This window comes from Gemmatimonadota bacterium, from assembly GCA_040388625.1.
Lineage (GTDB): Bacteria > Gemmatimonadota > Gemmatimonadetes > Gemmatimonadales > Gemmatimonadaceae > Fen-1247.
In genome coordinates this window covers 387,489-400,995 of the sequence record JAZKBK010000004.1, presented here as the reverse complement: position 1 = coordinate 400,995, position 13,507 = coordinate 387,489, and the positions used below count along the sequence as shown (strand labels likewise).

Genomic DNA, 13,507 nt, shown 5'->3' with positions numbered 1-13,507 from the left:
CAATGCTCAAGCGAGTCATCGAGTGGTCAGTGAACCACAAGCTCATGGTGCTTCTGGGTACGCTGGTGGTCGTCCTCGCAGGCACGTGGGCGATGTTCAGGACGCCGGTGGATGCGATCCCGGATCTATCCGATGTGCAGGTAATCGTCATGACCGAGTGGCCCGGACAGGCACCGCAGACTGTGGAGGATCAGGTTACGTATCCGCTGTCGACCGAGATGCTCAAGGTACCCCACATCAAGTTCGTGCGCGGCATGAGCCAGTTCGGTCTTTCGGCGGTGTACGTGGTGTTTGAGGACGGCACGGATCTGTATTGGGCACGCAGCCGCGTGCTGGAGTATCTGAGTAGTGCACGAGGCAAACTTCCTCCTGACGCATTGCCGATGATGGGACCCGATGCGACAGGCGTCGGTTGGGTTATGCAGTACATCCTGGCAGATACGAGTGGGACGCTCAACCTGGCGCAGTTGCGCGCACTGCAAGACTGGACCGTCCGGCCCGCGCTCACAGCGGTACCTGGCGTCGCCGAGATCGCGTCCTTCGGCGGCTATGAGAAGCAGTATCAAGTTGATGTCGATCCAGCCAAACTGCTCGCGTACAACATTCCGATCCAGAAAGTGAGCGATGCCGTCCGCGCCTCGAATCAGGACGTTGGTGGCCGCGTGCTCGAGATGGGCGGGTCGGAGTACGTGGTACGCGGGCGGGGACGGTTCAACAGTCTTGCTGATATTCGCAACGTCGCGATAGGCACAGGCGCCGGAAGTGCGCCCGTCACGGTTGGAGATGTCGCCAACGTGCAGATCGGCCCGGAAATCCGGCGTGGGATAGCAGATCTGAACGGGAAAGGCGAGATCGTCACTGGTTGGGTTGTGATGCGGTATGGCGAGAACCCGTTGGCGGTCATCAACGGTGTCAAGGCCAAGATGGGGGAACTGCAGAAGGCACTGCCCAACGGCGTGGTCTTCGTCGACGGGTACGATCGGTCTGGACTGATCGAGAGCGCAATTGAAACGCTCCGCAGCAAACTCGTAGAGGAGTCGTTGATTGTTGCCGCCGTAACGCTGCTTTTCCTGTTGCACGGATCGAGCGCCCTAGTCGCAATCCTGACTCTACCGATCGGCATTCTCATGGCGCTGCTGGCGATGCATCTCCTGGGTCTGAGTGCCAACGTCATGAGCCTGGGTGGGATCGCGATCGCGATCGGTGCAATGATAGATGCGGCGATCGTGATGGTGGAGAACATGCACAAGCACATCGAGCACAATGCGCGCGATGGAAACCCGCGAACGCACTGGGAGGTGGTGATCGATTCGGCCAAGGAGGTTGGTCCGTCGCTCTTCATCTCTCTTCTGATCATCACCGTGTCGTTCATTCCGGTCTTTGCGTTTCAGGATCAGGAAGGCAGGCTGTTCAAGCCGCTCGCATGGACCAAGACGCTGTCAATGGCGTCGGCATCGCTTCTATCAATCACGCTCGTGCCCGTGATGATGGGACTCTTCATTCGTGGCAAGGTGAAGCCTGAATCCGCCAACCCAGTCAGTCGGGTCCTGACCAGCGTCTACCGACCGGTCATCGCGTTTGTGCTCAGGCATCGGTGGCCTACGATCATCGCGGCAGTAGCGGTGCTGCTCGTGACCATCTTCCCATGGTCGCGCATCGGCAGTGAATTCATGCCGCCCCTGAACGAAGGGGCCATCATGGACATGCCATCGCTCTTCCCCGGTGTCGGAAGTGAACAGGCCAAGGAGATCCTCACGCAGCGTGATGCGGTTCTTGCAAAGATCCCCGAAGTACAGATGGTATTGGGCAAGATCGGTCGTGCGGAGACCGCGACCGACATGGCACCGCTGTCGATGATCGAGACGATCGCGATCCTCAAGGACAAGAGTTACTGGCGTCCGGGGGTGACGTACGACTCGATCGTCGCTCAGGCGAATGCAACGGTGAAGACACCGGGTGTTGGTAATATGTGGTCGCTGCCAATCAAGAACAGGCTCGACATGCTGGCGAGCGGGATCAAGACTCCTGTCGGCATCAAGATATTCGGACCGAGTCTTGATACACTGGATGAGATCGGCCAGAAGATCGAGGGAATTTTACCGGCGGTACCGGGAACCAACACCGTCTTTGCGGAGCGTGCGATAGGCGGAAAGTACCTGGACGTAACGATCAACCGTGATGCAGTGGCGCGATATGGGCTGACCGGTGACGACGTGCAGTTGGCGTTGAGCGCAGCCGTAGGCGGTATGGACGCGGGACAGGTGATCGAAGGGCGTGAGAGATACAGCGTACTCGTACGGTATCCGCGCGCGTTGCGTGACAATCCTGAACAAGTGGGGAACGTGCTGGTCGCCACGCCGTCAGGAGCTCAGGTGGCGCTCAGAGAGCTGGCGAGAATTGCAGTAGTCAAAGGTCCAACCCTAATCAAGTCCGAGAATGCGTATCTCAACAACATCGTCTACGTCGATGTCGAGGGTCGTGACATCGGTAGCTATGTTGGCGATGCAAAAAAGTTGCTCGCCGAGAAGTTGAGGCTTCCGCCAGGCTACCGGCTCGAATGGTCCGGACAGTATGAATCACTGGAGCGCGCGTCGAAGAAACTTCGCGTTGTGGTACCGATCACGCTCGCCATCATCTTCGGGCTCCTGTACTTCAATTTCAGGAGCGTAACGGAGAGTGCGATTGTCATGCTCTCTCTTCCTTTCGCGCTCGTGGGCGGTGTTTGGCTAATGTGGCTGCTGCACTACAACATGAGCGTCGCTGTAGCGATCGGCTTCATCGCGCTCGCAGGTGTGGCGGCCGAGACCGGGGTGATCATGCTCATCTACCTGGATCAGGCGTATCACGAACGCGACGCGCGGGGTGAGCTGGCGAACCGGGGCGATGTGGACGCGGCAGTCGAGCATGGTGCGGTCGAACGTGTCCGACCCAAGATGATGACGGTAACAGCGATTACCGCTGGCCTCGTCCCCATTTTATGGAGTCAGGGGACTGGAGCTGACGTGATGAAACGGATCGCTGCGCCAATGGTAGGCGGAATGGTTACGAGCACGATCCTCACGCTGGTGGTGATTCCAGCGATTTACTCCCTTTGGAAGGAACGGAGCGTATCAGGGAACTGACACACCTTATCAGATGTCATCAACCAGGTTGTAGCATCCAGTAAAGGTTCTCGAACAAGAAGCCGCCTTGATCCAGCCGTTCCTCGTCAGAGCGATGGCGCGCATACATCTCATCCAATACACGGGCAACGTCGGCTGTTTCACCCCGTCCGAACAGGTCGTCCTTACAGTCGATATCATGCACTATCTCCGCAATCGCGCTCAGGCCAACGTCATTCCGAAGCTCGAATGCATCCAGCAGCACCTCGAAAGTGCATGCGGCGCCGATGTGTGTGTACTCGGCGTCGAACATATCAAACCGTAGTTCGCCGTCGTGTGGTTCATACACGGTTGGATCGACGACCTTGAAGTCAGCGGCTGGATCGATGAAGCGCCGAATGAGCCATGCACTCGCTATTCGGTCAACGTGAACGCCTCGTCTCGTGACCCAGAGTGCGCCGCGCGGCCTATGTCTGCGACGGCGACCGTTTCGGCGCTCGATCGATGACACCGGCAGCTCGGGCTGACTCACCGTAGCGAGAAAATTTGCTTCGCACAGCGTGGCCTCGCCCCCACCCGCAACGATCTCCCGCGCCAGCCACTCGAAGTCCTCGCGCTCCTCCGCCCCATTCGGCAGAACATAGACCGAGTTCTTGAGTGCCACCGCCCCCATTCGCTTGAGCCGTCGCCACACCTTGACCCGGAAGTAGTCCGGGTGCGGCGGTAGCTGGTGGATGAGGAGTAGCCAGCGAGGTCGAGACGTCACGGAGGGGCGGCTGGCGGATTGGTTCGGTAGGTAATATGATACAACTGTATCATACTAAACATAACGTCCCTTGCGCGAGGAGGAAACGTGCAGTTGACCAGAGGGTCGTACCACGGTGCGTACCACGGTGCGTACCACAGTTCGTACCAGGTGCTGGCGGGTTATGTCATGGCAATAGTAGCATCGGCAGCGGCGCTTCCTTGCATGGCGCAGGCGACGGCTTCGTTGCCATCGTGGACGGCCTCCCTGGATGCAGCGCTCGGACGCCACGGCACGATGAACGATGGCGGTGTCTACAAGTTTGGATTTCCACGCTCCGACATGCACGTAACAGTCGACGACGTGCAGCTCAAGCCTGCACTCGCCCTCGGTTCGTGGGTGGCGTTCAAGCCGATGGCTTCCGGCAGGACGATGGTCATGGGGGATCTGGTACTGGCTGAGGCAGAGGTTGCCGCCGTGATGCAGACACTCCAGGATAGTGGCATCACTCAAACAGCATTGCACAATCATCTCCTGCATGAGAATCCGCGTGTGATGTACATGCACATCATGGCGATGGGCGATGCGGCGAAGATCGCTCGGTCCATCCACGCAGCGCTCGCTCGCAGCAAGACGCCGCTCGGAACGCCAGAAACACCGACCGCCGCCGCATCGGTCGAACTCGATACGGCTATCGATACCGCGGGAATTGCGCATGCGCTCGGCTACTCCGGCAAGACGAACGGTGGTGTCTACCAGGTCAGTGTTCCGCGCGCGGAAACGATTCGCGAACATGGAGAGGTAATTCCGCCGGCGATGGGCGTCGCGACGGGCATCAACTTCCAGCCTACAGGAACCGGGCGAGCAGCTGTCACTGGCGACTTTGTATTACTCGGGACGGAAGTCAATCCCGTCATTCGAGCGCTTCGGAGTCACGGCATTGCAGTGACGGCCGTGCACAGTCACATGCTCACGGAAGAGCCGCGCCTATTCTTCATGCACTTCTGGGCCGACGACAATGCGGTGACACTTGCGCACGGACTGCGTGCGGCACTCGACGCAACTGGCGCCCGACACTGAGCAGGCCAGCCAACGGCTGCCATCGAGCGTTCCTGTCTTGCAGAGCCGCGAAACCGGAGCAAGATCCCGAGCGCGCTATCCATGCGGCCGACGTGCGCCGCGTGGTCACCTTGCATTCCATGGTGATCGGTGTGCGTCGTAGATGCGCTCACGTCGTGAGCCTCGTCGGGCACTGGCGTGTGTTCGATGCCGCACGCCTGCATCGCGCTCACCTAGCCAATACATTTGGATAATATGACCCCGAGCACCGCTGATTGACGCCCTGATGGCGGATCCCACCATACCCGAGGTTGACGGCATTCCGATATATCCGTCAGAAGACCTGTTCGCCATGCCCATGTCGCGGTGGCAACGTGTAGTCGCGTGCAGTGGTGTCGCCGTCGTAGTTCTGGTTATTGGCGTGATCACCTATAGCGGGATCGTTCGCGCGCGTGAGGCAGGTGCGTGGGTCGAGCACACCCACCGGACGATCGATCGTACGCGCGCGGTCCTCTCGGATCTCAAGGATGCCGAAACAGGCCAACGCGGCTTCATCCTGACTGGTGACGAAGCATATCTGGACCCGTACACCAACGCACTCACGGCGCTGGCGGCCGATACGAGTGCATTGCGACTGCTGACGGCCGACAACCTGGTCCAGCAGCGGTACCTCGACGAGCTCGCGCCCCTGGTAACCGCGCGACTCGCCGAGCTCGATTACTCCATTGCTCTGCGACGCACTCAGGGTTTGGCGGCGGCCGTCGCCAGGCTGCGTACCAACCGCGGCAAGCAGATCATGGATTCCCTTCGCGCGCACGTGGCCACGATCGAGGCCTCCGAGCGGTCTCTTCTCGCCAGCAGGTCGACGACCGAGGAGTACCACTCCGAGATCGTGACGCTCGTTCTGATCGGCGGCACGATCGCGGCGGTTCTGTTCGCGATAGTTCTCAACGGTTTGCTGACTCGCTATGCCGACGCACAGTCCGCCGCCGCTCGTGCGCTCACGCTGCAGAACACGCGCCTGGAATCACAGACGCTCGAGTTGGAGCTGCAGAACCAGCAGCTCCAGGAACAGGCGTCCGAGCTGGAGCTGCAGCAACAGCATCTGCATGAACAGGCAACCGAGCTCGAGGCGCAGAACGAACAATTGCAGCAACAGACGACAGAGCTCGAGAGTCAGACCGAAGAACTTCACGTAGTAACCGAAGCGCTGGAAGGTCGCACAAGGGAGTCCGAGCGCGCGCGGGTCGCAGCCGAGCAGGCGCAGCTGGTCGCGGAGTCGGCCAACCGAGCCAAGGCCGAATTTCTCGCGACGATGTCGCACGAGCTCCGCACTCCACTGAATGCAATCGGCGGCTACGTCGATCTGATGCAGCTCGGCATTCGCGGCGCGGTCACGCCGGAACAGCTCGACGATCTCGCTCGCATCAAGAAGAGCGGCCGTCATCTTCTCGCGCTGATCAACGACATTCTGAACTTTGCGAAACTGGAAGCAGGGAAGGTGGACTTCAACATTGCCGACACCTCACTGCTCGATCTCGTCGGCGGTGTGGAGGCGCTCGTCTCGCCGCAGATGCACGCCAAGGGAATTCGCGTCGTGTACGAGCGGTGCGAGCCCGACATTGCGACGCGTGCCGACGCGGAGAAAGTTCAGCAGATACTGCTGAACTTGCTTACCAACGCGCAGAAGTTCACTCCCGCCGGTGGCAGAATCGGTATCACCTGTGCTGCTGCCGATGACGTCGTCAGCATCGCCGTCAGTGACACGGGACGCGGAATCCCGGCGGACAAGCTGGAGAGTATCTTCGAACCGTTCGTCCAGGTGGACAGGCATCTCGCGACCGATACCGTTCCGTACAGCCAGCGAGGTATTGGCCTCGGTCTCGCCATAAGCCGGGAGCTTGCGCGCGCGATGGGAGGCGATATTACTGCGGAAAGCATTGTGGAGCAGGGATCTGTCTTCACGCTCACGCTGCCGCGCGGGATTCCCGTCGATTCCTTGCCAGATGTTGCCGCAATCGAGAGCCAAGGCACCCGAGAGGCCGTCGATGCCGGCCGCGAGGCCCGCGAGCCGGGTGCGGCGGGAACTGGGACCCACCACGCGAATAGCTCCGAGATCACTCCTTCGGCGCATCCAGAAGGACTGGATAGCTAGATTAAGACGGTATGATCGGGGTGCCCTGAGGAGCGAAAAGCGCCATGTAGCGCGATTCTTGCGCTTTGAGAGGTTTATGAACGTTTGGTTGAGCACCACTGCGACGTAATGACCGAGCTGTAATGGCCTCCGGGCGCGTGCCGATTCCGTCGGCTGACTCGACCGAATCGGCATCGCCTGAATTGACCGACCGTGAATCAGGGCGCGATTCGCCCGTAACGGTTGTCGGAATTGGTGCGTCCGCGGGCGGACTCGAAGCCCTGTCCGAGTTCTTTCGGAACGTTCCAGCAGATACCGGGCTTGCGTATGTAGTGGTACAGCACCTCAGTCCGACGCACGGAAGCATCCTCGCCGAGCTGCTCGCGCGGCAAGCCACGATGCCGGTACATCAGGCGGCTAACGGCGATCGCGTGGAACTCAATCACGCGTACGTGATCGCGCCCGATACCAAGATGACGTTGACGGACGGCCATCTGAAGTTGGTGCCGAGAGATCCGGACGACCGCCCGCCGTTGCCGATCGACGCATTCTTCCGCTCGCTCGCCGAAGTACAGGAACGCAGGACCATCGGCGTGATCCTTTCCGGCACGGGCTCCGACGGCGCACTGGGTGTTCGCGCAATACGAGGAGCGGGCGGGATAGCGTTTGCGCAGGACCCCGCAACGGCGACTGCCGAGGGTATGCCGCGATCGGCTATCGCAACAGCCTGTATCGACATCATTGCCGCGCCAGCGGAGATCGCGGCGCAAATCGCGCGGCTGGGGCTCGATCCATACTTGCGTCCGCACTCCGGCGACGGCTCATCGGATGACACGTCCGACAGGAATCGCGACTCGGACACCCAGCCGCACGACCGCGGCGTGGCCGGTAGTGGCGCGGACACCGGAACGAATAGCGACGCCCTGGCGGCCATCTGCGCGGCGCTCAGGAGTCAGTTCGGCGTCGATTTCGACCTCTACAAGATGGGAACTGTCGAGCGGCGAATTCAGCGACGCATGGCGCTTCGCAGAACCGACACGCTGGGACGCTACGCAGACCTGCTACGCGAAGATGGCGAGGAGTTGAGCACGTTGTACAGCGATCTCCTCATTGGAGTGACGCGTTTCTTCCGCGATCCGGATTTGTTCGGTGCGCTGACCGATAAGGTTCTTCCGGACTTCATCGCGCGCCGAGAGGCGGTCGGCCACCATGCGCGGGCGGATTCCGTTCGCGACGACGCGGCGATACGTGTGTGGATAGCAGGATGTTCGACGGGTGAGGAAGCATATTCATTTGCCATCTGCCTTCTCGAGCTGCTGGAAGCCCATTCGCTCGACACCCCGATCCAGATCTTTGCAACCGACCTGAATGCTGCCGCAATCGCTGCCGCGCGCACGGGGATGTATACGCGAGGCATCGAGGCCGATGTCACGCCCGAGCGGCTGAGTCGCTTTTTCAGGAAGGAAGATACTGGCTATTGCGTCACGAAGGCCGTGCGGGATTGCTGTGTCTTCGCGGTACAGAATATCACCGCGGATCCGCCGTTCTCTCACCTGGACATCGTCAGTTGCCGCAACGTCCTCATCTATCTGCAGCCGAACGCACACACCAGATTGCTGTCGGTCTTCCATTATGCGCTCCGGCCCGGTGGCATACTCGTGCTCGGAACTTCGGAATCGGTGAGCACTGCTGCAACCCTGTTTACGGCGATCGACAAGAAGCGCCGCATCTATACACGTATTCCCGGCCCGGGGCACGCGTTGCGCCTGGCCGTTCGTCCGGCACATCCGAGCCGATCATTGATTCAGGATCGCGCCACCGAAACCGCCGTCGGTATCAGGCGATTGCAGAACGTGGTAGACTCGGCTGGCGCATCCGCGAATGCGCAGTCTCCCGACATTCAGCGGGCCGCAGATCAGATCGTACTCGGGAGCTATGCGCCCGCCGCCGTCGTGGTGGACGATCAATTGCACATCCTGCAGTTCCGTGGTCGAACCGGGAAGTACATCGAGCCAGTCGCCGGCACTGCGAGTTTTCTGTTGCTGAACATGGTAAAGTCCGAACTCGCAACCGAGCTGCGCAGAGTGCTGGAGATTGCGCGAAACGAAGCCCGGCCGGCGCGCGTGGAAGGCGTTTCGTTCCACGACGGAAAGCACATCGAATACGTCAGTCTCGACGTGCGGCCGTTTCGCGTCACGGGATCCGATGCCAAGTTCTTCATCATTTCGTTTGAGGAAAGCCGTGCCGGGGAAACGCGTCCATCGGCCGATGATCACGCTGGGCAGCCCGGTGCGACTCACAGCGGCAGGAGCGCCAGGCGCGGCGCCCGCGCAAGTATCGCTGAACGGAAATTGGCGGACAACGCAACCGACCTCGGAGATCTGCGCCAGGAACTCGAGGCCGCAAAGCGGCACCTCCAGACCGTCGCCGAAGAGCATGCGTCAGTCGTCGAGGAATTCCAGGCGGCGAATGAGGAGATCCAGTCCAGCAACGAAGAGCTCCAGAGCACGAACGAAGAGATCGAAACCTCCAAGGAGGAGCTGCAGTCGCTCAACGAAGAACTGATCACGCTCAACGACGAGCTGCGCGGCCGCAATACCGAAGCCGACCATCTCAACGACGATCTCACGAACCTGCTGAGCGCGATGCACGTCCCGGTGATCATGGTTGGAACCGATCTGCACATCCGGCGATTCACCGCTGGCGCCGAGCGCATGATGAACGTCATTCCGACCGATATCGGGCGTCCCATCGGCGACATGAAATCCAACATAGACGTCGGGAACATCGAAGAGCTCATCACTCACGTGATCGACACTCTGGAGGTGACGGAGCGGGAAGTACGCGACCGCTCCGGTCACTGGTACATGATGCACATCCGTCCGTATCGCACCGTGGACAACAGGATCGACGGAGCTGTCATCATCTACCACGACATAGACGCCCGCAAGCGCGCCGCGGAGCAACTGGACGATGCGCGAAGATTCGCCGAGGCGATTGTGCAGACCGTGCGCGAGCCATTGCTCGTGCTGGACGGGAATCTCTGCGTTGTCAGCGCGAACCATGCTTTCTACCATAGCTTTGGCGTTTCAGCCGGCGACACGACGACGCACAGTCTGTTCGAGTTCGCGGGCGGTGACTGGAACATTCCGAGTCTCCGAATTCTGCTGGACGGCGTGCTGCGTACCGGCGAGCCATTCGATGACGTTGAAGTCGAGCACGACTTCGCGGCCCGCGGCCATCGAACGATGCTGCTGAATGCACGCCGCATCGGCTCACCTGACAACGGACCGCCGCTGATCCTCATGGCCATCGAGGACATAACCGAGCGCAAGACCGCCGGCGTGCAGTTGACGCGCGTCAACGCCGAGCTCGTTGCGAGAGCCGACGAGCTGGAGGCGACGAGCGTCGAGCTGCGCGGAAAGACACTCGAGGCCCTTGCGAGCAATCGCGCGAAAGCCGACTTCCTCGCCACGATGAGCCACGAGCTGCGAACGCCGCTCAATGCGATCGCAGGTTATGCGCAGCTCATCGACATGGGTATTCGCGGTCCGGTGACTTCGGCGCAACACGCCGATCTCGTCCGGATCACACGCAGTCAGGAACATCTCATGGGGCTCATCAATGAGATCCTGAACTTTGCCAAGCTCGAGGCTGGCGCGGTCTCCATCGCACATACCGACGTGGACGTCAACGAATTGCTGCTCGGTGTTCGGGAGATGATGGCGCTGCAGATGGAGCGCGGAGGGCTGCACTACGAAGTGTGCCAGTTGCGTCGCAGGGATGGTCAGGTGCTGACCGTGCGCGGCGACGTTGACAAGATTCGGCAGATTCTTCTCAACCTCTTGGGCAACGCACTCAAGTTCACGAGGCCAGGCGGCAGCGTCGAAGTGACCTGCGACATGACCGACGATGGCGTCGCCATACATGTGGGTGATACTGGCGTCGGGGTTCCCGCTGCTCAACGGACAGCGATCTTCGAACCGTTCGTCCAGGTCGATACGTCGCTTACGCGCAGCGCGGAAGGAGTCGGGCTCGGTCTCGCGATCAGCCGGTCGCTCGCCCGCGCAATGGGTGGCGACATTACGGTCGAGAGCAATGTCGGGATCGGGTCGGTTTTCACTCTTACGCTGAAGCGCGGACTGCCAGATGCTGACGGGCCCGATGGCGCAACTGCCGGGGACGAGATGGCGAAATCAGCAGCGTAGCTATCTCGCCGTGCTGATCCGTTTGGCCCGCGCCATGCCCTGATTCAGACACTGGTGCTGATCCGGCCAATATCGATACCCTCGCCGATTCTCGATTTTCAGCGGAGGACGGATGCCAGACAGGACTGCGGCCAGCAAACAGGCGAACCGCGATACGCGGGCATATGGACCTGCATACGGATCCGGGTATGGGCGTGCGCACGGATGAGTCGCCTGACGACCTTGCGGTTCATGTAGCCGCAAGCGGCGTCACGCTCGGCGGAACGCTGGGGATTCCGACGCCAGCGGGAACTCTGCCGAGCGGTGTTGTCCTTTTCGCGCACGGCAGCGGATCCAGCCGGTTCAGCCCTCGCAACAGATTCGTTGCTGATGCCCTGCGCGAAGCCGGCCTCGCAACGTTGTTGCTCGACCTGCTGACGCCAGCCGAGGAAGCCGTGGATCTGCGCACCCGCGAGCTCCGCTTCGATCTTCAGCTGCTGGCGCGCCGGCTGGTGGACTCGATCGACTGGCTGTCGCATCAGGAGCTGACGAAAGATCTGCCCGTTGGACTCTTCGGTGCGAGCACCGGCGCCGGCGCTGCGTTGATTGCCGCCGCACGGCGTCCTGACAGGGTGGACGCGGTCGTGTCACGTGGTGGACGTCCCGACCTGGCCGGTGATGCACTCACCGCCGTCCGCGCTCCGACACTGCTGATCGTCGGCGGGAACGACGAACAGGTAATCGGTCTCAACCGCGTGGCGATGAGACACATGCGTGGCGTGGTACGGCTCGAGATCGTCCCTGGCGCGACTCACCTGTTCGAGGAGCGCGGCGCCCTCGATGTCGTCGCGGATCTCGCGCGCCGGTGGTTCACGGACTATCTGGCCCCACCAATCCCGCCGCCGCGCGGCTGACCTCGATCCGCGGCTGTCCGAAAACGCCGGTTCTTGACATATCAATAAATATTGATACGTTAATGACATGCCCGCTCAGGCCCCACACTTCAGTGCACGCGCAGCGCAGATATTCCATGCGCTTTCGGACGAGACCCGCATCGGCATAGTCGAGCTGCTGGTGGGCGGCGAGCGATGCGTCTGCGAGCTGCAGGATACCCTCGATGCGGCGCAGTCGCGGCTGTCGTTCCACCTCAAGGTGCTCAAGGATGCCGGCATCGTGAATGATCGGCGTGAAGGACGCTGGTCGTACTACGAGCTGAACCGCGAAGCATTCGAGGAGGCCGAGGAGATGGTCCGCGAGCTTCGCCCCCGCGGACGGCGGCTCTCCGTTCGAGTCGCGGCCAACGGCCGGCAGGGTGAGTGCTGTGATTGAGTTTTTTTGACCAATCCATCAACATTTATTGATATGAGGATAAACACATGGACACGGTGACTGATCGCGAGCTGCTCAAGGCGAGCGTCCAGGAGAAGTACGGCGCCGCCGCGTCGCGAGTCGCGGCTGGAAGCACGTCCGGCTCATGCTGCGGCTCGAGCGCGTGCTGCGGCGCGACGACCGATGCATGGGATCCGATAACGGCCGATCTCTACGATGAAGGACAGACTGCGGGAATACCGCCGGAAGCGCTCCTCGCATCGCTTGGATGCGGCAATCCGACGGCGCTGGCACAGCTGAACCCCGGGGAGACGGTCCTGGACCTCGGTTCCGGCGGTGGCATCGACGTTCTGCTCTCGGCCAAACGCGTGGGATCGACCGGCAAGGCGTACGGGCTCGACATGACCGACGAGATGCTGGCGCTGGCAAATGAGAACAAGCGCAAGTCCGGTGCGGAGAACGTCGAGTTCCTGCGAGGCGAGATCGAGCAGATCCCGCTCCCCGACAACACTGTCGACGTCATCATCTCCAACTGTGTGATCAATCTCTCGGCGGACAAACGGCGGGTGCTCGCCGAGGCGTATCGCGTGCTCAAGCCAGGCGGACGGCTTGCCGTCTCCGACGTCGTGGTCCGCGGCGATGTTCCGGCCGCGGTGAGGCGGAACATGGAGCTTTGGATCGGTTGCGTCGCCGGCGCACTCGGCGAGCAGGAATTTCTGACGCTGCTGCGCGACTCCGGTTTCGAGAATCCGAGCATCGAGCCAACGCGATTCTACAGCTCCGAAGACGCGATGGCCTTTCTGGCGGGAAGCGGACTGGATGCGCAGTCGTTCGCGCGTGAGATAGATGGTAAATTCTTCAGTGGATTCGTACGCGCGACAAAGCCGCTGCTCGACGCAAAGGCCACATCGTGCTGCGGCCCAGACTGCTGCGGGACAGATGAAGAGGCGCC

At 61.0% G+C, this 13,507-nt stretch carries 7 protein-coding genes and 1 pseudogene; 7 read left to right on the top strand and 1 reads right to left on the bottom strand.

What is annotated here, in order from left to right; all coding sequences use genetic code 11:
• Positions 1-2: 2 nt before the first annotated feature.
• Positions 3-3,122, top strand: a complete 3,120-nt coding sequence (locus V4529_10385; GenBank protein ID MES2358734.1) for a CusA/CzcA family heavy metal efflux RND transporter — start codon at positions 3-5, stop codon at positions 3,120-3,122.
• 19 nt (positions 3,123-3,141) lie between these two features.
• Here V4529_10385 and V4529_10380 read toward each other — a convergent pair whose 3' ends face one another.
• Positions 3,142-3,867: a chromate resistance protein ChrB domain-containing protein gene (locus tag V4529_10380; protein ID MES2358733.1), complete on the bottom strand. Its 726-nt coding sequence runs from the start codon at positions 3,865-3,867 to the stop codon at positions 3,142-3,144.
• Positions 3,868-3,954: 87 nt separating this feature from the next.
• Here V4529_10380 and V4529_10375 point away from each other — a divergent pair, with 87 nt between their 5' ends.
• The 6 genes and pseudogenes from V4529_10375 (at position 3,955) to V4529_10350 (ending at position 13,445) form a co-directional block, all read left to right on the top strand.
• A complete protein-coding gene (locus V4529_10375) occupies positions 3,955-4,926 on the top strand; it encodes a DUF1259 domain-containing protein (protein MES2358732.1) in 972 nt (323 codons plus the stop codon).
• A 265-nt stretch (positions 4,927-5,191) separates the two neighbouring features.
• A complete protein-coding gene (locus V4529_10370) occupies positions 5,192-7,060 on the top strand; it encodes a CHASE3 domain-containing protein (protein MES2358731.1) in 1,869 nt (622 codons plus the stop codon).
• A 122-nt stretch (positions 7,061-7,182) separates the two neighbouring features.
• A complete protein-coding gene (locus V4529_10365) occupies positions 7,183-11,247 on the top strand; it encodes a chemotaxis protein CheB (protein ID MES2358730.1) in 4,065 nt (1,354 codons plus the stop codon).
• 164 nt (positions 11,248-11,411) lie between these two features.
• On the top strand, positions 11,412-12,140 hold the full coding sequence (locus tag V4529_10360; protein ID MES2358729.1) for an alpha/beta fold hydrolase: 729 nt from the start codon (positions 11,412-11,414) through the stop codon (positions 12,138-12,140).
• A 67-nt stretch (positions 12,141-12,207) separates the two neighbouring features.
• Positions 12,208-12,555 (top strand): metalloregulator ArsR/SmtB family transcription factor, encoded by a 348-nt coding sequence (locus V4529_10355; GenBank protein MES2358728.1) that lies wholly within the window; start codon positions 12,208-12,210, stop codon positions 12,553-12,555.
• Between the two features lie 47 nt (positions 12,556-12,602).
• Positions 12,603-13,445: pseudogene (locus V4529_10350) on the top strand (arsenite methyltransferase).
• Positions 13,446-13,507: the final 62 nt, after the last annotated feature.